Here is a 21,588-nt window from a genome sequence, read left to right on the forward strand (position 1 = left end):
CTCCGCCCACTGCCGCGGGCTGCAAGGCTGCCCTAGGGTCGCACCGCGCAGTGTGTGGGGACGATCATGGAAGTGACGCTCGGGCTTTTGGCCCTGTTGATCGTATTCGGCATCCCCGGCACGATCATCGGCATCCTGATCCATCTTCGCCGCCTGGGCCGGCGCCTGAAGGACGTGGAGCGACGGCTGGCGATCCTGACGGCCGGGCCTGCGGACGGTGCGCCCGTCGCGCGGACCGATACGGGTCCCGCGTCTCCGCCGCTTCGCACGCCCGACGCCATCCTGCCGACGCCGCCCGTCGAGCCCGCGGCCAAGGATAGCCCCTGGCCCGCCGTCGCGCGGCCGGAGAGGGAGGGGCCGGGGCCGGTCGACCGCCTGTTCGCCTGGATGGCGGTCAACTGGTTCTATGTCGTGGCGGCCGCCTCGCTGGCGCTGGCCGGCATCTTCCTCGTGCAATACGGCGCCGAACGGGGTCTGCTGCCGCCTTCGGTGCGCGTGCTTTCGGCCGCGATCTTCGGCGCCGCGCTGATCGGAGCGGGCGAGTGGATCCGCCGCCGCTGGGGCGACGGCGAGGACGTGGCCACCGCCTATCTGCCTTCGGTCCTGTCGGGGGCAGCGGTCGTCACGCTCTTTGCGGCGATCCTGGGGGCGCGGCATCTTTACGACCTGATCGGACAGGGCACCGCACTGATCGGGATGGCTTTCGTCGCTATGGGCGCGGTGGTGCTCGGGTGGTTCCACGGGCCGGTCCTCGTGGCCGTGGGACTGATCGGCGGTGCGGTCGCCCCCTTCGTCGTGGGCGGCGACCGGGGGTCGGATCTGTGGCCCCTGCACGGGTATTTCCTGATCCTGACGCTTGGGGGGCTGGCGGTGGATGCCGTGCGCCGCTGGCAGGGTCGCTGGGTCAGTATCCTCGCCCTGACCCTCGGGTTCGGGGCCTCCGCCCTCCTGGTCACGGGCGCGCCGGAGACGACGCTCGCTCACCTGCTGGCTTGCGCCGCAATGGCACTCGCGGCGCTGGCACTGCCCATCGGACGGTCGGTGCCGGACCATGAGGCTCCGACCGTGACCGAAGCCGTGATCCGGCGCAGGCCGCCGCCAGTCACCACGTTGATCGCCTTCGGTGCGGTCGCCGTGGCCTCGGCGCTGGCCGTGCTGGGGACAAGCGACAGCTTCTGGCCTGCCGTCGCGGTGCTGGCCCTGCTGTTCGGCGCCGTCGCGCTCTGGGCGGCACCGGCGGAGGGGGTGCAGGACGCGGCCGTCCTGCCCGTGGTCGGGTTGATCGCGTCGGTCGCCCTCTGGCCGGCTCCGCCCGGCGATGCGGCGGTCACGCTCGTCCTGATGGTCGGGGCGGCCATGTCGGCGGCGGCGCTTTTGCGTTCCCTGCGGACGGCGGCGACACTCCGGCTTGGCTGGTCGCTCGGCACCGTGCTGATCGCGCCGGCAACGGGTCTTGCCCTGCATCTTTCGTGGCAGGCTCCCTTCCTGGTCGGGGCCTATGCCTGGTCGCTGCACGCGCTGGCGGTTGCGACGGGGCTGACGCTGGCCGCGGGGGTCTGGGCGGCGCGGGACGGCGAGGACCGTCTGCGCCCCTCGCTCGCAGCGCTCGTGGCCTTCACGCTGATCGCCTATGCCCTGGCCCAGATCGCGGGGGAGGCGGCGCTGACGGCAGCGGTGGCGACGATGGCCGCGCTGGCGGTTTGGATGGCGCGGCGGTTCCGGCTGCCGCTTCTCGACTGGTTCGTGATCCTGGCCGCGCCTTTCACCGTCTGGCGCCTGACGGCAGAGCCGGGGATCGCGTGGCATGTCGACGGCCCGTTGCCTCCCGCGCTGCTGTCGCTCGGAACCTCAGTCGCGGGCTTCGCGCTTGCCTGGATGTGGCTGCGCGGGCGCGGTGCGGCCACGCCCGTGGCGGTCGCGGAAACGGCCGCGCTGTCGGCGGGCGGCTATGCCCTGACCGTCCTGCTCTGGCGCGGGCTTCGCGCGGCGGGTTGGGAAACCGGGCATCTGAACCTCGGCCTGACGGCGACGATCTGGCTGTCGCTGATGTGGGCGCAACTGGAACTGCGTCACCGGGGTGGAGGCCTGCCTTGGCTGCGCTCCGCTCTCGCGGCGTTGTTCGCGCTGTTCGCGGCGCTGGCGCTGGCGGGTGCGGTCTTCCTCGGCCCGCTGTTCAACGATTCAACCTCGTTCTTCCGGTCCTTCGTGCAGGGCTGGCCAATCGTGAACAGCCTGATCCCGGCCTACCTCTTGCCTGCTGCAATCCTTCTCGCCGCGGGATGGCAGCAGCGGCGCGTGCATGGTCCGGGCCAGCCAGGCCGAAACCTGACCATCGCGGGAACGGCGCTGGGCGCGTTCTGGGCCGTCCTCGCAATCCGGCACTTCTGGCGCGGAGCGGGCGAGATGGTCTGGTGGTACGGCATCTCGGACCCGGAACTGACCAGCTATACCGTGGCCCTCCTGATCCTCGGCGGCGTGCTGTTCTATCAGGGGGTCGCGAAACGGTCGGATACCTGGCGCCGGGCGGGAACGGCGGTGCTGGCCCTGACCATGCTCAAGGTCTTCCTGATCGACGTGTGGTCGCTGGGCGGCCTGATGCGCGTCGGGGCCCTTTTCGCGCTGGCGGCCGCGCTTCTCGGCCTCGCGTGGCTCTATCGCTGGGCGAGTGGAGCCGGCGCATCGGGAGCGGTGCCTTCCGCCGGGCCGGACTGACCGGCGAGCGGCACGGGCCGTCCGCGTCGTATCGGCAGGCAGAGTGGGCCGAGCACGAGCGCGCAGGTCGCCATGAAGGCAAGGAACAGGGACAGGGACATGGGGCAGCACCTCCTGAAGCGGAGACTGCACCGCAAACATGAAGGTTCCGTTAATCCGGCAGCCCAAGGCCCGACAGGACCGGCGGCACCAGATGCCCGCGGACCAGCGGCGGCAGCATGGCGCGCGCGGGCCAGGCCTGCGACAGCGGCATGAGCAGCCTGTCGCGCACCCAAGGCAGGACGCGGCTGTCGGATTGATACTGTGGCGTAAACGCCCCGCTCAGCGCCTGATAGGCCCGGACATGGGCGCGCCGGGCGTTGAACATGCGCCGCCCCGCCTCCTCCACCGGACCATCGGTCAGCGCGCGCACCAGCGCCCAGGCGTCGAGCAGCGCCATGTTCGCACCCTGGCCCAGTTGCGGGCTGGCCCGGTGCCAGGCATCGCCCAGATGCACGATGCCATCCGAGAACGGGCGCCGCAGCGTGCCGTGGGAATAGCATGCCATCGTCATCGCGTCGTGCGCGCCGATCCCGGCGAGGAAAGGCTCGACCGCGGGCCAGAGGGCAGTCGCTTCCGCCTTCCAGTCGTCGAGGGGACGCGCGCGCCAAGCGTCATGCGCGGCGCGGGGCATCGACCAGAAGACTGCGGCAAGCTCCGGCCCCTGCGCCGTCTGTCGCCCGACGGGCAGGATCCCGATCATCCTGTCGGCCCGGCGATAGCATTGCCGAAGCTCGTCACGGGGCAGGTCGGTGCCCTGGGGCCAGGCCACGTTGCCCCAGATCGCGCCGTAGGGCAGCGGCCGGGCGCGCAGCGGCGAGAGCACCGAACCGGCGCCCGCCGCATCCACCAGCAGGTCGAAGGCGGCGCTTCTGCGGTGGCCGATCAGCAGGCGGGTACCGTCCCGGCCGGTGATATCGGCACCCAGTTCGAACGCGGCACCGGCCTTTCGCGCGGCGTCCAGCAGCACGCCGTGAAGCGCGGCCCGGTGCATGGCGAGCCCGTGCCAGCCGCGGCCGGTCGGGTCATAGGTCACGTCGAGAACCTGCCGCCCCGTCCGCGCCTCGTGCCCTGCCATGCGGCGGATGCCCCGGCCCAGCGACCGGGCCGCCGGTCCCGCACCGAGCGCCTCGAGAACCGCCAGCCCTACCGGCTGCACCACGAGGCCCGACCCGACGGGCAGGGGCGCCGCGAACCGGTCGAAGACGGTGACGTCGTGGCCGCATCGTGCAAGCCCGGCCGCCGCCCCCAGACCCCCGATACCCGCCCCCGCGATCCCGATGCGCGCCATGTCCCGTCCCGCTTGCCGTTGCCGTCCGCGCCCGCCTATAAGGCGCGCGATGACGGGGCCAGTGTCCATAGCGTCCGATGTCGGACGAATTAGCCCCCCGGCGCCCTGATCCGCAGGGCGGCCGGGCAAAGGTGTCGCGCGACGGCATCGACATTCACGCACGCAAGACCCGAAGGACGCCTGACATGAGCGCCGAGTCCCACGACTACAAAGCCACGCTGAACCTGCCGCAGACCGACTTTCCCATGCGTGCGGGCCTGCCGAAGCGCGAACCCGAATGGCTGGCGCGGTGGGAGGCCATGGGCATCTACGACCGCCTGCGCGAAAGGCGCGACCGCGCGCCCTTCACCCTGCACGACGGCCCGCCCTATGCGAACGGGCACCTGCACATCGGCCATGCGCTGAACAAGACGCTCAAGGACATGGTGGTGCGGTCGCATCAGATGATGGGGTTCGACGCGCGGTTCGTGCCCGGCTGGGACTGCCACGGCCTGCCCATTGAATGGAAGATCGAGGAAGCCTATCGCGCCAAGGGCCGCGACAAGGATGCGGTCGACGTGATCGAGTTCCGGCAGGAATGCCGCGACTTCGCGGCGGGCTGGGTCGATGTCCAGCGCGAGGAGTTCAAGCGCCTGGGCATCACCGGCAACTGGGCCGATCCCTATCTGACGATGAACTTCCACGCCGAGGCGGTGATTGCAGCCGAGTTCCAGAAGTTTCTGATGAACGGTCTGGTCTATCAGGGGTCGAAGCCCGTGATGTGGTCGCCGGTGGAAAAGACCGCATTGGCCGAGGCCGAGGTGGAATATCACGACCGTCAGGTGGATGCGGTCTGGGTGAAGTTTCCGGTGATCCAGGCGCAATCGGACATCTACGACAGCGAAATCGTCTACGCCGAGGAGGAGGAGACGCAGGAGGGCCGCGCGGAGATCGTCAAGGCCGGCACCCGGCGCGAGCGGGAGCTTCTGTCGGCGACCGTCCTGATCTGGACGACGACGCCCTGGACCATTCCCCAGAACCGGGCGATCTGTTTCGGACCGGGGATCGGATACGGGCTCTACGAGGTGACGGGTCGGCCCGAGGAGTGCTGGGCCCGGATCGGCGACCGATACCTGATCGCGGACGCACTGGCCGAACAGACGCTGGCAGCCGCGCGGCTGGAGTCCGGAATGTGGCGGCGTCTGCGCGCGGTGCAGACGGAGGAACTGGCCGCGCTGGTCTGCGCCCACCCGCTGCGCGGCGTAGCGGGTGGAAATGGCGAATGGGACTATGACGTGCCGCTGTTTCCAGGCGACCATGTCACCGACGACGCGGGCACGGGCTTCGTGCATACCGCGCCCAGCCACGGCGACGACGACTACCAGATCGGGTTGAAGCACGGGCTGGAGATGACCTTCAACATCGAGGCCGACGGCAGCTATCGCGCCGACCTTCCCCTGTTCGGCGGCAAGGCAATCATTCGCCCGAACGGCAAGCCGGGCGACGCCAACAAGGCGGTGATCGACGCGCTGGTCGGGGCGGACGCCCTGCTGGCGCGGTCGCGCATCACCATCAGCGATGCCCATTCGTGGCGGTCCAAGGCGCCTGTCATCCGCCTGAACCGCCCGCAGTGGTTCGCCGCCATCGACCGACCCGTGGGCGACGGTCAGGACGAATACGGGGAAACAGTGCGGGGTCGCGCGCTTACCTCCATCGACAAGCTGGTCGAATGGACACCGCGCACGGGTCGCAATCGCCTCTATTCCATGATCGAGAACCGGCCCGACTGGGTGCTGTCGCGGCAGCGCGCCTGGGGCGTGCCGCTGACCTGTTTCACGCGGGTGGGAGCCAAGGCAACTGACGACGACTTCATCCTGCGCGATGAGGCGGTGAACGCCCGCATCGTCGCCGCCTTCGAGGCCGAGGGCGCGGACGCCTGGTATCGCCCCGACGCCAAGGCGCGATTCCTCGGCTCCGATCACGATCCCGCCGAATGGGATCAGGTGTTCGACATCCTGGACGTCTGGTTCGACTCCGGCTCGACCCATGCCTTCGTCCTGCGCGACCGGCCGGACGGCACGGCGGACGGCATCGCCGACGTCTATCTGGAAGGGACCGACCAGCATCGCGGCTGGTTCCATTCGTCGATGCTGCAGGGCTGCGGCACCATCGGGCGCGCCCCCTACCGCGCCGTCGTCACGCATGGCTTCACGCTGGACGAGAAGGGCGTGAAGATGTCCAAGTCGCTGGGCAACACCATCGTCCCGCAGGAAGTCGTGGACCAGTACGGGGCCGACATCCTGCGCCTCTGGGTGGCGACCGTGGATTACACCAGCGACCACCGGATCGGGCCCGAGATCCTCAAGGGCGTGTCCGACGGCTATCGCCGGCTGCGCAACACGATGCGGTTCCTTCTGGGGTCCCTCACCGATGACCCGCCGGTCGATCCGCTGGAGATGCCGGAGCTGGAACGCTGGGTGCTGCACCGGCTGTCCGAGCTCGACGATCAGGTGCGCCGGGGATACGCCGACTACGACTTCGCGGGCGTCTGGCAGGCGATCTTCCAGTTCGCCACCGTGGACCTGTCGGCGTTCTACTTCGATATCCGCAAGGACGCGCTCTATTGCGACGGCGACACCCCTCGCCGCCGCGCCGCGCGCACCGTGCTGGGCCTGTTGCACGAACGGATGACGACCTGGCTTGCCCCGATCCTGCCCTTCACGATGGAGGAGGTCTGGCTGGAGGTGCATCCGGGTGACGACAGCTCGGTCCACCTGCAGGATTTCCCGTCGGCGCGTCCCGGCTGGCGCGACCCGGCGCTGGCCGACAAATGGTCGCGCATCCGCAGCACCCGCCGCGTCGTTCTGGGTGCGCTGGAGGAGGCGCGGCGCGACAAGGTCATCGGCTCCTCCCTCGAGGCGGCGCCCACCGTGCATGTCGACGGATCGACGGCGGCAATTCTGCGTGACGTCAACTTCGACGACATCTGCATCGTCAGCGGGATCGAGGTGACGACGGACCCCGCGCCGGACGATGCCTTCACCCTGGCCGACGCGCCCGGCGTGGCGGTCGTCTTCGCGCAGGCCACGGGCGGCAAATGCGAGCGGTGCTGGAAGATCCTGCCCGATGTCGGCCACCATGGGCACGACGGGGTCTGCCGCCGGTGCGACGCGGCGCTGTCCTAGGCGCCCCGCTCCGGCGTCACGCCTGCCGGCGCTGACGCTGCAACTTCTGCTCCAGAAGGCCCGCCCGCTGCGGATAGCGGGCGGCGTGCAGCTTGGCCCAGGGCGCTTCGACGCCCAGACGTTCGCAGAGCAGGACCAGACGCTCCAGAAGGAAGGGCCGGTTGCCCGTCATCTCCCATGCGCGTTCCAGCAGCAGGCGGGCCGCGACGGGGTCGCCCGCCGCCAGATGCAGGTTGGCCCGCTGCACCATCATGTCCGGGTCCGCCATCGTCTGGTTCGGATGGCCGTCGAGAAGCCGCGCGAGCGCGTCGGTATCGCCCGTCCGCGCCAGCATCCGCGCGACTTCGGCCAACCAGTCCGGATCGTCGATCCTGACCTGCCCCAGAATGGCGTCGACGTAGGCAAGAACCTTCCGCTGTCCGTCGGGTCCAAGGCGCACCGCCTGGAGGGGGCGCGACCGGATCGGCGGGCCTTCGGCGGGATCGTCGACGTTGAAATCGGCGAAGAGCGAGGTGTAGCGGCACCCCGAGGCGATGGTGTGGGGCAGGAAATCGCGCCAGCGGAAGCGGCAGGTCTGATGGGTTCCGATCTCGATGCAATGCGTCTCGGGCGAAGCGAAGAGCATGTTGGCGAAGCCAGCACCGTGGTAGGACATCATGATCTCGGCCTGCGCCAACAGGGCCACCTGTTCGAGGGGGGAATAATCCTCGAAGTAGACGATCTCGAACCCTCGCTTGGCCAAGGCGCGGGTCAGGGCCGCCTCGCCTTTCATCGGACGGTGGCGCTGCGACTTCCGCCCGACCCAGAACCGGCGCGGCAAATGGCTCCAGTCGCCCCCTTCGATGCGGGAGAGGGCCGTTTCCCGCAGCAGCAGCAAGGTATCGTCGCAGGAATTCATGTCGAGCACGAGCATCGACTTGCGGTCGGGGACGCGTCCAAGCCAGTGCGGTGTTTCCGGCGCCTCCTCCTCCAGCCCGTCGATGGCGCTGGCGCCCGTCTGAAACCAGAGGTGCCGGGCATTCAGGACCGACAGGCAGCGGTCGTAGGAATGATTGCCCGACAGGAACTCGACCCGACCCCGGAGGCGGGGGAAGATCTGGTCGATCCAGTCGCGGATGAAGGTCTTCACCTCGGCCCGGTCGCTGTGGATCAGAACCCGGCCGGTGAAGTCGTCGCGGTCGACAAGGCAGAGTTGGCCCAACGTTTCCGTGGCGAAGTGGTAGAAGTTGAACGCGTTGCGCGTGTCGATCACGAAATCCAGCCCGTCGATCGATCCCTCCCACACCGGGGGCACGGGATCGGCCGCCCGCAGTTCGGCGAAATGCGCGGCCGTCTCCGCGTCGGCGTCGAAATGCCCTTCGTTTGCCCAGCTGTACTTGTTCCGCAGGCGCGTCCCCGCGGCCCCGTTGAGAATGTGCTTGCCGTCGATGGCCAGGAAGTGCCCTTCGGTGGTGACGTTCTCCAGTACGACGGGAACCGTCCGCATGAGGAGGCCGGACCGAAAGATGCGGTCCCTGAATGTCGAGGTGACGTAGTCGCGGGTGGCGGTGCGGAACTTGTCATAGTCGCTGACCGAAGCGGCGGCGATCCGCCCCTTCGGTCGCCGCTCCCACATCTGCGGCAAGGGCGCGGTCGTCCAGAGACCCGCATCGACGCCCGGTGCGAAGAAGAACTCCTGCGGGGGGCGCCGCCAATCGAGTTGAACCCTGGGATTGAAGCCGTTCATGACGCGGGCATGGCATGGGGCGGTGACGGTGTCATGGCAAAACCACGGCCCCGCGGCTTCGCGCGGCCGGGTGCCGACTCGCCGCCGTCAGCGGGTCGTCAGAACTCCACGCCCGCCTGCGCCTTCACGCCGGACCGGAAGGGGTGCTTGACCAGTTCCATCTCGGTAACGAGATCGGCCACCTCGATCAGCTCCTCCGCCGCGTTGCGGCCGGTCAGGACGACATGCGTCATCGGGGGCTTTTCGTCGCGCAGGAAAGCCACCACCTCGGCCACATCCACATAGCCGTAGCGGATCGCGATGTTGATCTCGTCCAGCAGGACCATCCGGTTGCCGGGGTCGGCGATCAGCTCCTTCGCGGTGGCCCAGGCCGCCTGCGCCATCTCGGTGTCGCGGGACTTGTCCTGCGTCTCCCAGGTGAATCCCTCGCCCATGGTGTGAAAGGCGCATCGGTCGGTGAAATGGGCCAGGATCAGGTCGCGTTCGCCGGTGGACATGCCGCCCTTGATGAACTGGACGACGGCACAGGGCATGTCATGGGCGATGCAGCGGAAGATCATCCCGAAGGCGGCGGACGACTTGCCCTTGCCCTTGCCCGTGTGGACGATCACCAGACCCTTTTCCTCGGTCTTGGTGGCCATGATCTTGTCGCGCGCGGCCTTTTTCTTGGCCATCTTGGCGTTGTGGCGGTCGGCGTCGTCGGGTTGCGGCTGGATGTCTGACATGGGGGCCTCCGGTTCGGAACGATCCTAGCCATCCTCCGCCGGGCACGCCACCGTTTGCGGACCGGCCTTGGCGGGGCAGTGCCTGCCCGCCGCCCCGGATGAGGGCCCCAAACGTCCGAAGCCCGACACGAAGATGGTCTCCGCCCTCGCCAAGGCCAGCTTCAAGGCCCGCCGCAAGATGGAGGAGGCCATCGACGACGAGAAGGAAGCCTGGCGGGAGGCCCGCAAGGACGAGAACCGCCGCGCCCGCCTGATGCTGCGCCGCCTGAACTCGCGGCGTCTGGACTTCGTGGCGCGCGATCCCCAACCTGCGGACTGATCCGCCGTTAACCTGCCGTTCATCTATCTGGGCGAGACCGGGAACATGCGCTTTCCGGTCTTTCTTGTTCTGATCCTGTCCGCCTGCAACACGGCCCACCCCCTCGACCGCCTCGACCGGTCCGGGGCGGCCAGCGCCGGGGGGCATGATTTCCGCGTCAACTGGAACCTCGAGTCCGCTCAGGCAACCCGAACCAACGTGACCTGGAGGCCCGGCTTGCCGCAGGTGGTGATCGCCGCCGTGGAGGCCACGGAACAGGTCACGGGATGCGCCGTCAAACCCGGCAGCGCGGTGGGCGACATCGCGTTGGTGAACATGGCCCTGGATTGCCGCGCCGGTGACCCGGCGCGACAGGGTCGTTAGCGGGCGGCCTTCTGGCGCTCACCTTCCGCCTTGCAGATCGCGTCGGCCTGGCCGACCGACATGCTGGCGGGGCGGTCGATGGAGCGGTCCCAGACGACCCGCCTGGGGGTATAGAGCTGGCATACGACATTGCCCGCCTCGGTCGGGACGGTAACCGGCGCGGTCTCATAGTTCTCGGGGCTGGGGACGCAGCCGGCGACGAGGCCGGCGGCAACGATGGCGAAAGCACAGCGGGTCATAGGGGGTCTCCTCGGTTCGGGGGCATCCTGCGCGGCGTGGCGCAACCTGCCGGTCAGGCCGCAGCTTTGCCAAGCGCGCTGCCGTGGCGGCAAGGGATTCCCGGCAGGTCGGCTCACCTTGGGGGCGATTTGTTGCATCGTTGCCCGCGCGGTGCGGGGCGGTCCAATCCGCCGATCCGCACCCGTCAGTCCCGACCCCGCGCCAGCCGGTCGATCAGATCGCGCGCCGAATTGGATCGGGGCCGCCAGAGCCCGCGGTCGATGGCTTCGGCCAGGCGGTCGGCGATGTCGGCCAGGGCGGGCGCATTGGCCTCGGCGATGAAGTCGCGGGTCGCCTCGTCCTCCAGCACGGCGGCAGCGACCAGATCGAAATGGTGGTCGCGCACGGCGCCCGTGGTCGCGGCGAAGGCGAACAGGTAGTCTACCGTCGCCGCGATTTCGAACGCGCCCCTGTAGCCGTGGCGCTTGACCCCCGCGATCCACTTCGGGTTGACCACGCGGGAGCGGACAACGCGGCCGATCTCCTCCTCCAGGGTGCGGATGACGGGGCGTTCTGGGCGGGAATGGTCGTTGTGATAGATCGGTCGCCGGACGCCCTGAAGCATCTCGACCGCAGCCGCCGCACCCCCTTCGAACTGGTAGTAGTCGTCGGAGTCGAGGAGGTCATGCTCCCGGTTGTCCTGATTCTGGACGATGGCCTCAACTTGGCCCAGCCGCTGCCGCAGGCCGTCGTGATCCGGCGTGCCCTCGCCCGTGCCATAGGCATAGCCGCCCCATTCGACATAGGATGTGCCGAGGTCGGCCGCGTCCGACCACAGCCTCTCGTCGATCATCGCCTGAAGGCCCGCGCCGTAGGCGCCCGGTTTCGAGCCATAGACCCGGGCGGCGCTCTCGCCCGCGCGGAACCGCGCTGCGGCGGGGTTGTCCTCCTCCGCCTCGTCGAGCGCCTGCACGGCGCGCGCGGCGGCATCGACGAGCGCCATCTGCTGCGGAAAGGCGTCGCGGAAAAAGCCCGACACCCGCAGCGTGACATCCACGCGCGGGCGCCCGAGCGCGGTGGCGGGGATGATTTCGAACCCCGTGACGCGGCGATTTGCGGCGTCCCAGCGGGGCCTGACCCCCATCAGCGCCAAGGCCTGCGTGATGTCGTCGCCGCCCGTCCGCATGTTGGCCGTGCCCCATGCCGTGACCAGCATCGCGCGGGGCCAGTCGCCATGGTCCTGCAGGTGCCGCTCGACCAGCAGGCTGGCGGACTTCCAGCCGAGCTTCCATGCGGTGGGCGTCGGCACGGCGCGGCTGTCTACGGAATAGAAATTGCGCCCCGTTGGCAGGACGTCGGGCCGCCCGCGCGTCGGCGCGCCGGACGGGGCGGGGGCCACGAACCGGCCGGACAGCGCCGCGAGCAGCCCCTCGCCCTCGGCCGGGCCGCAGCGGTCCAGCACATCGCGCAGCCGGTCCGCATCCTCCAGCACCGCGCGGGTCGCGGGGCCGGGGGGGGGTGCCTCTCCGGTCAGCAGGCGCGTGGACAGCGTCTCGATCCGCTCCACGGTGTCGCCATGGCTGCGCCAGGCATCGTCCCCGGTCAGCGCATCGGGACGGGGGCCATCCCAAAGCGCGGCCATCTCGCAGTCGAGGGGGTCGAACCCCAGCCCCAGGTCGGCGGCGATGGCGCGCGGCAGGCTGCCCTCCTCGCCTCGCGGCAGGCGCAGCAGGGCCTGAAGCAGGTCGTCGCGCAGGCGTCCTTCGGGGCTTATGCCGAAGATGTGCAAACCGTCGCGGATCTGCGCCTCCTTCAGGTCGCAGAGATAGGCGTCGAGCTTCGCCAGATCGCCTTCGTCGCCCGAGAACCCTGCGTCGACGTCGATGCCGGTGACGGAGGCTAGACTGAGGATCTCGCCCCGCAGAACGTCGATCCGTCGGGGGTCCACGCCCGCGGCCTCGTAGTATTCATCGACCAGCCCTTCCAGATCGCGCATCGGGCCATAGCTTTCGGCGCGCGTGAGCGGCGGCGTCAGGTGGTCGACGATGACTGCCTGCGCCCGACGCTTGGCCTGCGTGCCCTCGCCCGGATCGTTGACGATGAAGGGGTAGACATGGGGCATCGGCCCGAGCGCGATCTCGGGCCAGTCGGTGTCGCCCAGGGCCACGGCCCGGCCGGGCAGCCATTCCAGATTGCCGTGCTTGCCCATGTGGACGACGGCGTCCGAATTCGCCCGCAGCCAGGCGTAGAAGGCGAGGTAGTTGTGCGGCGGCACGAGGTCGGGGGAGTGGTAGGTGTCGGTCGGGTCGATGTTGTAGCCCCGCGCGGGTTGCAGCGCCACGACCGCCTTGCCGCAGCGATGGATCGACAGGGCAAAGTGGCCGCCGGTTCCGTCCTCGGCTTGGCAGAAGAAAGGGTCGTCCGCAGGCGCCCCCCACCGTTCGGCGATCCGTTCCCGTGCGGCGAGCGGCAGGGTCGCGTGGAACCGCAGGTAGGCGTCGAGCGGCAGCCGCTCACCCCCTGTCCGCTCCGCCCGGTCGGTCAGCCAGTTCGTCGGCCCGGCCATGATCCGCGCCATCAGCGCGGCGGCGTCCTCGGGAGGGGTGGCGTCATACCCCGCGCCGGCCAGCAGCCGCAGGACGTGGACGGTCGCCGCCGGCGTATCCAGCCCCACGCCATTCGCCAGCCGCCCGTCGCGGTTCGGATAGTTCGCCAGCACCAGCGCGACGCGCCTGTCGGCGGGGGCGAGGCGGCGCAGCCGGCACCACTTCGCGAGAAGGTCGGCCACGAAGACGATCCGGTCGCCCTGCGCCTTCCACGTCGCGATGGGGCACTGCGTCGCCGTATCGAAGAAGGCTTCGCCCTTGAACCCGATGGCGCGGGCCAGGACCCGGCCGTCAAGTTCCGGCAGGGCGACGTTCATGGCGATGTCGCGCGCCGCGAGACCGGTCAGCCCGGCCTGCCATGCCTCCTCCGTCCCGCCCGACAGGACCGCCTGGAACACCGGCGCGGCATTTGCATAGGGCGCCGCGAGGGGGTTCGCGGCCGGGTCGCCCACGGCGAAGCTGGTCAGGTTCAGGATGGCATCCGGAGGAGCGGCGGCGAACAGCGATTCGAGCGTCGCCTGCGACACCGGGTCCTTGAGCGACGCCACGAAGACGGGCATCGGGTTCATTCCCGCCCGCAGCAACGCCCGCACCATGCGGTTCACCGGGTTCAGGCCCGCGCCTTGCAGCAGCGCGCGGTAGAAGACGACTGGGACCACGGGGGCATCGTCGGTCCAGGCCGCGCGCAGGGTGGCGAGATCGGCGTCCTGCAGGCCGGGCCAGTAGAGGCCCGCGCGCAGAAGGGGGCGGGCGGGGGCGGGGCGGTCCTTTCCCCGGACCATGGCGCGGGCATGGGCGAGGAAGGTCGTCGCGTTCTGCGGGCCGCCTTCGACGAGGCAGGACCAGAGGGCGTCGTAATCCTCGGCCGACACGGTGCTGAGGTCGCGCAGTTCGGCGTCGGGCCGGTCATCGCCCGGCAGGGCGGCGAAGGGCACGCCGGCCTCGTGCAGGCGGGCGGCGTATTGCTCGAGGCCATAGGACCAGTATCCGCGCCCGCCCAGGATGCGCGCGATCACCAGCCCCGAGCGCGTCGCGCAATCGTCGAGGTGCATGTCGACCGACATCGGGTGGCGCAGGTGCATCAGGTTCGCCAGCCGCAGGTCGGGCGGATCCTCCATCGCGGCACGCGCTCCGGACAAGGCCGCGAGTTCGGTATCCGCGGCGGTGATGACCACGACTTCGGCGGGTGTCTGCCCCAGGTCGACGGCCTCGCCCTTGTCGATTGAACCGGGCTGGGCGGCTAGGAGGTGCATGGCAGTCCCTTTTCATGACACGTGACGGGATGGCAAAGAAGCGCGTGACCTTGGCCCTTCGACAAGGCAAGAGGTGGCCCTAGAACAGGAGGTGCCAGATGATCCAGCCGCAGATGACCCAGGAAGTCGCCGATGCCGTGGCCGAGGGGCGACCCGTCGTCGCTCTCGAATCCACGATCATCAGTCACGGAATGCCCTGGCCGCAGAACGCCGAAGTCGCCTTGCAGGTGGAGCAGGCGGTCCGCGACAACGGCGCCGTGCCCGCCACGATCGCCGTGATCGACGGCATGCCCTGCGCCGGCCTGTCCTCTACTCAGGTGGAGCGGCTCGGCCGCGACAAGGGCGTGGTCAAGACGGCGTCGCGCGATCTCGGGGCCTGCATCGTCAAGCGGTTGACGGCGGGCACCACGGTCAGCGCGACCATGCGGATCGCCCGCCTGGCCGGCATCGGCGTCTTCGCCACCGGCGGCGTGGGCGGCGTGCACCGCGGCGACGGCATGGACATCAGCGCCGACCTGACCGAGCTGTCGCTGACGGACGTGCTGGTTGTCTGCGCCGGGGTGAAGTCGATCCTGGACATCCCGCGCACGATCGAGGTGCTGGAAACCCTGCGTGTTCCCGTCGTCACCTTCGGCACTGACGAGTTTCCCGCCTTCTACACCCCGCGGTCCGGCTTCACGACGGGCGAGCGCTTCGACGACCCCGCGCAGATTGCGGCCGCGCGCCGGGCGAATGCCGATCTGGGTCTGGGCACGGGGATGCTGGTCGCGAACCCCATCCCCGACGAACATGCGCTCGACGCCGACGAGATCGGCGCCACCATCGACGCCGCGCTTGCCAAGGCGGAGGCCGAGGGCGTGGGCGGCAAGGACGTCACGCCGTTCCTTCTGGGCCACCTGAACGCCGTGACCGAGGGGCGCGCGCTCGGGGCGAACATCGAACTGGTGCTCAACAACGCCCGGCTCGCCGCGCGCATCGCGGTGGCCGAGGCGCAACTTTAGGGCCGCCGGACCGCAGGTCGGGACGGGCTGCGCCATTCAGCGCAATGCCGCCTCGATCGCCGGGCGGTCCAGCCCGGCCTGTCCGATCACGACGAGGCGCGCGCCCCGGGTATCGGACCCCAACGGCCGGTCGAAATAGTGATCCACCCGGGGCCCGACCGCCTGCACCGTCAGGCGCATGGGCTTGCCCGCGACCGAGGCGAAGCCCTTGAGGCGCAGGATGCCGTGGTCGCGGATCACCTGCGACAGCTTGCGCGCGAAGGCGGCGGGATCGTCAACCTCCGGCGTCTCGACGACGAAGCTCTCGAAGGCGTCGTGGCCGTGCTCGTGGTGGTCGTCGTCGTGGTGGTCGTCATCCTCGTCGTGATGGTGATGATGATGCACCTCGTGACGGGCTGCGATGTCGTCCTCCGCACCCTGGCCCCGCCCCAGAAGGACGTCGGCGGGCAGCGCGCCCATGACGGCGGGGATGACCTGAACGCCGTCCCGCGCCTCATTCCGGATACGCGCAAGCAGCGCATCGGTCGCGCCGTCCAGCAGGTCGGTCTTGTTGACGACGATCATGTCGGCGCAGGCCACCTGATCGGCGTAAAGTTCCGATAGCGGTGTCTCATGGTCGAGGCCGTCGTCCTGCGCGCGCTGCGCGTCCACGGCCGCGACGTCCGCCGCGAAGGTGCCGGCCGCGACCGCCGGTCCGTCCAGCACCGTGATGACGCCGTCCACGGTCACTTTCGTCTTCAGGCCAGGCCAGTTGAACGCCCGGACCAGCGGCTGCGGCAGCGCAAGGCCCGATGTCTCGATCACGATGTGATCGGGCGGCACGGGACGCGCCAGCAGCGCCTCCATCGTCGGAATGAAGTCGTCGGCCACGGTGCAGCAGATGCAGCCGTTGGACAGTTCCACCACGTCATCCTCGGTGCAGGTCTCGATCCCGCATCCGGTGAGAATGCCGCCGTCCACGCCCAGATCGCCGAATTCGTTGATGATGAGGGCGATGCGCCGGCCGCCCGCGTTCTGCAGCAGGTGACGGATCAGGGTCGTCTTGCCCGCGCCCAGAAAGCCTGTGACGATGGTGGCGGGTATCTTCGATTGCATGGCGGGCCTCGTGTCGAAAAAGGGTGAACGGATGATCGTCTGCGGCGGCTGCCTGCCGGAGCGGACGGAGAAGATGGTGGCGGCGCTGCGGTCGGCAGTGCCGGATTGCCCGGTCGAGGTGGCCGCCTGCCTCAATGCCTGCGGGCAGCCCGTGTCGCTTGCCTTTCGCGCGCCGGGGCGGGCCGTCTATCTGTTCGCGGGCACGGACCCGGTGGATCAGGCGGCGGAGGTCGCGGCCTTCGTCGGACTCTGGCGCTCGGCGCCGCGGGGCGTGGTGACGGACGCACGCCCCTGCGGGCGGCTCCGGACGACGCTGCGCGGCTGCATTCCGGCCTAGGTCGGAGCCGGCCGCGCCCAGAGCCAGCCCGCGACCGCCCCGAGGAACACCCAGATCGCCGCCGACACCGCCAGCACGCGCGCCGCGAAATGCGCCGACAGTTCCGGCGGGCTGACGCCGAAATAGGTGTCGAGCGTGGGCGCCCCGACGATATGCGGCAAGGCAATGGCGACGGCCCCGGCGAAGACGGCAACAGGGCCCTTGCCGAAGGCGAAGGCGGCAAGCCCCCCCGCCGTCAGTACGACCGTCGCCGACCACCAGATCTGCCGCGCGCCCAGTTCCGCCGCGATCGTGCCCGGCAGCTCCGGTGCCAGCCCCATCGCCGGGGCCAGCGCCACCGCAATGAATCCGGCAAGGCCCCAGATGGCGCCCTTGCGGGCATCGACCGAATGACCGGCCCGCGCGGCCAAGGCGAAACCTACGACAAGCAGCAGGGCGAAGCCGATCCAGGACACGAGGCTCATGGCCAGCGTGCCCGCATGGCGCATCATCTCACCGTCGATTGCGGGGGCGCCTGCGATGGACTCGGGACCGCCGGTGCCGAAATGCACCCGGTCGCCCGATTCGTAGAGTTCCCCTTCCAGAAGAAGCGGCACCACGAATGTCAGTTGCAGCAGCACGGCGAACAAGCCGGCGACAAGCCCGGCGATCAACCCGCCGGTCAGCACGTGTTTCGTCATGGAACGACCCTCAGTGGCAGGGAAATGCCATCGAGTGGCGCTGGTCATGGGCCACGTCGTGGATCGTCTGCGAATGGCTGAAGCCCGCCACGAAGATGAGGCCGAGCCCCAGGATCGCGGCGAAGGCCAGCCCGGCGAGGTCCCTGCCTTTGGGAACGGCGTGGCCGGCGGTCTGCATGGGGGCGGTCTGCGTTCGGGTCGTCATGATGTCTCTCCTTCGTCCCGTCACACCCGACGGGGTTGGGTTCACGTCGCGCAGGGCTGGTCTCCTGGCTTGCGGGTCGAAGCTTGGTGCCGCCTTCCCGGGGCATGCCCCAGTGGCTTCGTGGCACCGCGCTCACCGCTTACAGTCGCGGGGGCGGCTGCGGCATCGGGGTCCTGGTTGGATCCCCCTCACCGCATTCCCATTTCATTCCCCGATGGCCTTAGGCCGGGGAAACCTTGCCCATCCGTGATGCGCGGGACGGCCCGTGGCGTCAAGGGCGTTCGCCGCGCACCTCGCGCGGCTAATCCCGCCATCGGTCCTTGACCTGACGGCCCGGCAACGCGGAAAAGCGGTCATGCAATTCTCGCGCCTGCGACTGAACGGCTTCAAGAGCTTCGTGGACCCGACCGATCTGCTGATCGCCGACGGGCTGACGGGTGTGGTGGGGCCGAATGGCTGCGGCAAGTCCAATCTGCTCGAGGCGCTGCGGTGGGTCATGGGCGAGAACCGCCCGACCGCCATGCGCGGCGGGGGGATGGAGGACGTGATCTTCGCGGGTGCCGCATCGCGGCCCGCGCGCAATTTCGCCGAGGTGACGCTGGCCCTCGACAACAGCGCGCGCACCGCACCCGCCACGTTCAACGACGCCGACGCGCTGGACGTAGTGCGGCGCATCACCCGCGACGCCGGATCGGCCTATCGCCTGAACGGCCGCGAGGTGCGGGCGCGCGACGTGCAGATGCTGTTCGCCGACGCTTCGACGGGGGCACACTCCCCGGCTTTGGTCCGGCAGGGGCAGATCTCGGAACTGATCAACGCCAAGCCGCAGCGGCGCAGGCGAATCCTGGAGGAAGCAGCGGGGATTTCGGGGCTCTACCAGCGGCGGCACGAGGCGGAGTTGAAGCTGAACGCGACGGAGGCGAACCTGGCACGCGTCGACGACGTGATCGAGCAGCTCGCCACGCAACTCGCCGCGCTTGCCCGGCAGGCCCGGCAGGCGGCGCGGTATCGCGACATAGCGGCCCGCCTGCGCCATGCGGAGGGCCTGCTGCTCTATCGTCGCTGGCGCGAGGCCGAGGAGGGGCGTGCCATTGCCGATGCGACACTGCGGACCCGCCTGACCGAGGCCGCCGCCGCCGAACGGGCCGCCGTACAGGGCGAAACGGCGCGGACCGCCGCCGAAGACGCGATGCCCGCCCTGCGGGAGGAGGAAGCCGTGGCCGGCGCCATCCTGCAACGCCTGTCGGTTCAGCGTGACACCGTGGCGGAGCGCGAGCGGCAAGCGCGCGAGGCGATCGAGGCACTGGAGACGCGGATCGCCCAGTTGATCGCCGACGCGGAGCGGGAGGGCACGCTCAACCGCGACGCGGGCGACACCATCGCGCGGCTGACGACGGAGGAAGAGGAGCTCGTGCATGCCGCCGAGGGCGAGGACGACGCCCTGCGCGCCGCCCAGACGGAGGCGAAGGAGGCGGCCGACGTCCTGGGCAAGCGGGAGGAGGAACTGGGCATCCTGACCGAGGATCTGGCGCGGTTGTCGGCGCGTCACCAGTCGGTCAGCCGGATGGCCGAGGATGCCGGGAAACGGGTCGCCCGCATCACCGCAGACGCCGACGGCGCCCGAACGGCGGCTGACGCCGCACGGACGACGCTGGCCGAGGCAGACGGCCGTGTCGCCGCCGCCGCCGCCGACCTTGCCCGTGCGCAGGATGCCGCCACGGCTGCCGAAGCGGCCCTGACCGGGGCCGAGACAGCGCGCGAGGCGGCGCAGGACGCCGAAGGCCGCGCCCGCACGGAACGGGCCGAGGCCGAGGGCGTGGCCAACACGCTGGGCGCGGAGGTCAGCGCGCTGGCCAGGCTTCTGACGCGCGACACGGGCGAGGGGGAGCCGCTGCTCGACCGCCTGACCGTCGCGCCGGGGTTCGAGGCGGCTCTGGGCGCGGCCTATGGCGACGACCTGCGGGCCTCCGAGATCGACAAGGGGGAGGAGGACACCGGCTGGGCGACGCTGCCCCCTTACGACCGCGCGCCCGACCTGCCCGAGGGGATCGTGCCGCTGGCGCCTCACGTTCAGGGCCCGGATGCGATGGCGCGGGGGCTGGCGCAGATCGGGCTGGTGGCGCCGGAGGAAGCGGCACAGATGCAGCCGCGCCTGCATCCCGGTCAGGTCCTCGTGTCCACCGACGGCGACCTCTGGCGGTGGGACGGGTTTCGCGCGTCGGCCGAGGCGGCGCCGTCCTCGGCCGCGCTTCGCCTGCGGCAGGTGAACCGGCTGGCCTCGCTCCGTCAGGATCTGGAGGAGGCGACGGGCCGGGCGGAAGGCACGCAGGCCGCGCATGAGGCGCTGGCCCGGACCCTGACGCGCCGCAAGGAGGCCGAGGCCGAAGCGCGCGAGACCCGCCGCGCCGCCGACCGCGCCATGACCGAGGCGGGCCGGGCGCAGGCGCAGGCCGAGGGAGCGAAGGCCACCGCGGCATCCCGTCTGGAGACCGCGCAGATGGCCGTCGCGCGGCTCGAGACCGAGATGCTGGAGGCCCGCGAGGCGCAGCGCGAGGCCGAGGCCACCCGGCGCGGCCTGCCCCCGCTCGACGGGGCGCGGCGGGCGCTGGACACGATCCGCACCACGGTCGAGGCGGCGCGGATGGCGATGATGGCCCGACGCGCGCAGGCCGATGCGATGAAGCGTGACGCGCAGACCCGCGCCGCCCGCGCGCAGCAGGTCGGCAAGGAGCTTGGAAGCTGGCGCCAGCGGCTGGAGAGTGCGGACAGGCGGCTTTCCGACCTGACCGACCGGCGTGCACGATCCGAGACGGAGCTGGAGGCCGCCCGGGCCGTGCCGCCCACTCTTGCTGTGCAGCGCGACGATCTGGCCGGAGAGATCGACCGCGCGGAACGACGGCGCGCAGCCGCAGCCGACGCGCTGGCCGAAGGCGAGACCGCGCTGCGCCAGCGCACGCAAGGCGCCCGCGATGCGGAACGGCGGGCGGGCGAGGCGCGGGAGGCGCGAGCCCGGGCCGAGGCCCGGCTGGAGGCGGCGCGCGAGACCGCGACCCTGGCCGAGGAGCGGATCGCGGAGGTACTCGACACGACACCTGCGGAGTTGCTGTCGGTGCTGGGGGTGGACCCGGAGGGCCTGCCCCCTGCCGAGACGATCGAGGGAGAGGTGGTCGCCCTGAGACGTCAGCGCGACGCGCTCGGCGCGGTGAACCTGCGGGCAGAGGAGGACGCGGCCGAGGTACGCGGGGAGCACGACCTGCTGGCGAGCGAGAAGATCGACCTCGACCAGGCCGTCGCGGAACTGCGCGCCGGCATCGCCACGCTGAACCGCGAGGGGCGACAGCGCCTGCTCGATGCCTTCGACACCGTGAACGCCAACTTCTCGACGCTGTTCCGGCACCTGTTCCAGGGCGGCGAGGCGCGGCTGGAGCTGGTCGAATCCGATGATCCGCTGGAAGCGGGGCTCGAGATCATGTGCCAGCCGCCAGGCAAGAAGCTGTCCACCCTGTCGCTCCTGTCAGGGGGAGAGCAGACGCTGACCGCGCTCGCGCTGATCTTCGCGGTGTTCCTCGCCAATCCCGCGCCGATCTGCGTGCTCGACGAGGTTGACGCCCCGCTCGACGACGCGAACGTGACGCGGTTCTGCGACATGCTGGATGAGATGACGCGCCGGACTGCCACGCGATTCCTCATCATCACGCACCACGCGGTAACGATGGCGCGCATGGACCGCCTGTTCGGGGTCACCATGGTGGAGCAGGGGGTCAGCCAGCTCGTCTCGGTGGATCTGAAGAAGGCCGCCGCGCTGGTTGCCTGAGGCCGCGACGACGCCATGGTCATTCGGAACCGAACGCCG

At 70.2% G+C, this 21,588-nt stretch carries 15 protein-coding genes and 1 riboswitch; of the genes, 7 read left to right on the top strand and 8 right to left on the bottom strand.

Annotated elements, in window-relative coordinates:
- Window positions 1-66 precede the first annotated feature (66 nt).
- Complete coding sequence (locus JAN5088_RS12500; RefSeq protein WP_055683125.1) at window positions 67-2,712, top strand: DUF2339 domain-containing protein; 2,646 nt, start codon at window positions 67-69, stop codon at window positions 2,710-2,712.
- Window positions 2,713-2,863: 151 nt separating this feature from the next.
- On the opposite strand, the gene JAN5088_RS12505 is transcribed toward JAN5088_RS12500, so the two are convergent.
- Window positions 2,864-4,042, bottom strand: a complete 1,179-nt coding sequence (locus JAN5088_RS12505; protein WP_055683126.1) for an FAD-dependent oxidoreductase — start codon at window positions 4,040-4,042, stop codon at window positions 2,864-2,866.
- A 185-nt stretch (window positions 4,043-4,227) separates the two neighbouring features.
- Here JAN5088_RS12505 and ileS point away from each other — a divergent pair, with 185 nt between their 5' ends.
- Window positions 4,228-7,206, top strand: coding sequence for an isoleucine--tRNA ligase (ileS, locus tag JAN5088_RS12510; RefSeq protein ID WP_055683127.1), 2,979 nt, complete (start codon window positions 4,228-4,230; stop codon window positions 7,204-7,206).
- Window positions 7,207-7,222: 16 nt separating this feature from the next.
- Here the strand turns inward: ileS and JAN5088_RS12515 are convergent, their stop codons facing one another.
- Together JAN5088_RS12515 and cobO are read right to left on the bottom strand one after the other, a co-directional pair.
- The gene (locus JAN5088_RS12515; protein WP_055683128.1) at window positions 7,223-8,932 is read right to left on the bottom strand and encodes a glycosyltransferase 61 family protein; all 1,710 of its coding nucleotides are present in this window, start codon (window positions 8,930-8,932) and stop codon (window positions 7,223-7,225) included.
- A gap of 98 nt (window positions 8,933-9,030) precedes the next feature.
- Window positions 9,031-9,657, bottom strand: coding sequence for a cob(I)yrinic acid a,c-diamide adenosyltransferase (gene cobO, locus JAN5088_RS12520; protein WP_055683129.1), 627 nt, complete (start codon window positions 9,655-9,657; stop codon window positions 9,031-9,033).
- Window positions 9,658-9,790: 133 nt separating this feature from the next.
- Here cobO and JAN5088_RS12525 point away from each other — a divergent pair, with 133 nt between their 5' ends.
- A complete protein-coding gene (locus tag JAN5088_RS12525) occupies window positions 9,791-9,976 on the top strand; it encodes a hypothetical protein (protein ID WP_143114659.1) in 186 nt (61 codons plus the stop codon).
- Between the two features lie 45 nt (window positions 9,977-10,021).
- On the top strand, window positions 10,022-10,339 hold the full coding sequence (locus JAN5088_RS12530; protein WP_055683131.1) for a hypothetical protein: 318 nt from the start codon (window positions 10,022-10,024) through the stop codon (window positions 10,337-10,339).
- Here JAN5088_RS12530 and JAN5088_RS12535 read toward each other — a convergent pair.
- The gene (locus JAN5088_RS12535) at window positions 10,336-10,578 is read right to left on the bottom strand and encodes a hypothetical protein (protein ID WP_055683132.1); all 243 of its coding nucleotides are present in this window, start codon (window positions 10,576-10,578) and stop codon (window positions 10,336-10,338) included. The two genes, JAN5088_RS12530 and JAN5088_RS12535, sit on opposite strands and share 4 nt — an antisense overlap.
- A 185-nt stretch (window positions 10,579-10,763) precedes the next feature.
- Window positions 10,764-14,417, bottom strand: a complete 3,654-nt coding sequence (cobN, locus tag JAN5088_RS12540) for a cobaltochelatase subunit CobN (RefSeq protein WP_055683133.1) — start codon at window positions 14,415-14,417, stop codon at window positions 10,764-10,766.
- 98 nt (window positions 14,418-14,515) lie between these two features.
- Between cobN and JAN5088_RS12545 the strand changes: the two genes are divergently transcribed.
- Window positions 14,516-15,418: a pseudouridine-5'-phosphate glycosidase gene (locus tag JAN5088_RS12545; protein ID WP_055683134.1), complete on the top strand. Its 903-nt coding sequence runs from the start codon at window positions 14,516-14,518 to the stop codon at window positions 15,416-15,418.
- Window positions 15,419-15,454: 36 nt separating this feature from the next.
- On the opposite strand, the gene cobW is transcribed toward JAN5088_RS12545, so the two are convergent.
- Complete coding sequence (gene cobW / locus JAN5088_RS12550; protein WP_055683135.1) at window positions 15,455-16,513, bottom strand: cobalamin biosynthesis protein CobW; 1,059 nt, start codon at window positions 16,511-16,513, stop codon at window positions 15,455-15,457.
- Between cobW and JAN5088_RS12555 the strand changes: the two genes are divergently transcribed.
- The gene (locus tag JAN5088_RS12555; protein WP_082429990.1) at window positions 16,488-16,850 is read left to right on the top strand and encodes a DUF1636 family protein; all 363 of its coding nucleotides are present in this window, start codon (window positions 16,488-16,490) and stop codon (window positions 16,848-16,850) included. The two genes, cobW and JAN5088_RS12555, sit on opposite strands and share 26 nt — an antisense overlap.
- Here the strand turns inward: JAN5088_RS12555 and JAN5088_RS12560 are convergent.
- The gene (locus JAN5088_RS12560; protein ID WP_055683137.1) at window positions 16,847-17,530 is read right to left on the bottom strand and encodes a CbtA family protein; all 684 of its coding nucleotides are present in this window, start codon (window positions 17,528-17,530) and stop codon (window positions 16,847-16,849) included. The genes JAN5088_RS12555 and JAN5088_RS12560 overlap by 4 nt on opposite strands.
- 10 nt (window positions 17,531-17,540) lie before the next feature.
- Window positions 17,541-17,735, bottom strand: a complete 195-nt coding sequence (locus tag JAN5088_RS12565) for a CbtB domain-containing protein (protein ID WP_055683138.1) — start codon at window positions 17,733-17,735, stop codon at window positions 17,541-17,543.
- A 37-nt stretch (window positions 17,736-17,772) separates the two neighbouring features.
- A riboswitch (cobalamin riboswitch) is annotated at window positions 17,773-17,989 on the bottom strand.
- A 101-nt stretch (window positions 17,990-18,090) separates the two neighbouring features.
- On the opposite strand from JAN5088_RS12565, the gene smc reads away from it, so the two are divergent.
- Complete coding sequence (gene smc / locus JAN5088_RS12570) at window positions 18,091-21,549, top strand: chromosome segregation protein SMC (RefSeq protein WP_055683139.1); 3,459 nt, start codon at window positions 18,091-18,093, stop codon at window positions 21,547-21,549.
- The last annotated feature ends 39 nt before the right edge of the window (window positions 21,550-21,588 follow it).

It is taken from the genome of Jannaschia rubra, assembly GCF_001403735.1.
GTDB classification, from domain to species: domain Bacteria; phylum Pseudomonadota; class Alphaproteobacteria; order Rhodobacterales; family Rhodobacteraceae; genus Jannaschia; species Jannaschia rubra.

Bases quoted from the DNA above. Each gene is read 5' to 3' on its own strand.
- JAN5088_RS12505 (WP_055683126.1), bottom strand. From the start codon at position 4,042: ATGGCGCGCATCGGGATCGCGGGGGCGGGTATCGGGGGTCTGGGGGCG.
- JAN5088_RS12545 (WP_055683134.1), top strand. From the start codon at position 14,516: ATGATCCAGCCGCAGATGACCCAGGAAGTCGCCGATGCCGTGGCCGAG.
- cobW (WP_055683135.1), bottom strand. From the start codon at position 16,513: ATGCAATCGAAGATACCCGCCACCATCGTCACAGGCTTTCTGGGCGCG.
- smc (WP_055683139.1), top strand. From the start codon at position 18,091: ATGCAATTCTCGCGCCTGCGACTGAACGGCTTCAAGAGCTTCGTGGAC.
- JAN5088_RS12515 (WP_055683128.1), bottom strand. From the start codon at position 8,932: ATGAACGGCTTCAATCCCAGGGTTCAACTCGATTGGCGGCGCCCCCCG.
- JAN5088_RS12530 (WP_055683131.1), top strand. From the start codon at position 10,022: ATGCGCTTTCCGGTCTTTCTTGTTCTGATCCTGTCCGCCTGCAACACG.
- JAN5088_RS12535 (WP_055683132.1), bottom strand. From the start codon at position 10,578: ATGACCCGCTGTGCTTTCGCCATCGTTGCCGCCGGCCTCGTCGCCGGC.
- JAN5088_RS12565 (WP_055683138.1), bottom strand. From the start codon at position 17,735: ATGACGACCCGAACGCAGACCGCCCCCATGCAGACCGCCGGCCACGCC.
- ileS (WP_055683127.1), top strand. From the start codon at position 4,228: ATGAGCGCCGAGTCCCACGACTACAAAGCCACGCTGAACCTGCCGCAG.
- JAN5088_RS12525 (WP_143114659.1), top strand. From the start codon at position 9,791: ATGGTCTCCGCCCTCGCCAAGGCCAGCTTCAAGGCCCGCCGCAAGATG.
- cobN (WP_055683133.1), bottom strand. From the start codon at position 14,417: ATGCACCTCCTAGCCGCCCAGCCCGGTTCAATCGACAAGGGCGAGGCC.
- cobO (WP_055683129.1), bottom strand. From the start codon at position 9,657: ATGTCAGACATCCAGCCGCAACCCGACGACGCCGACCGCCACAACGCC.
- JAN5088_RS12555 (WP_082429990.1), top strand. From the start codon at position 16,488: ATGGTGGCGGGTATCTTCGATTGCATGGCGGGCCTCGTGTCGAAAAAG.
- JAN5088_RS12500 (WP_055683125.1), top strand. From the start codon at position 67: ATGGAAGTGACGCTCGGGCTTTTGGCCCTGTTGATCGTATTCGGCATC.
- JAN5088_RS12560 (WP_055683137.1), bottom strand. From the start codon at position 17,530: ATGACGAAACACGTGCTGACCGGCGGGTTGATCGCCGGGCTTGTCGCC.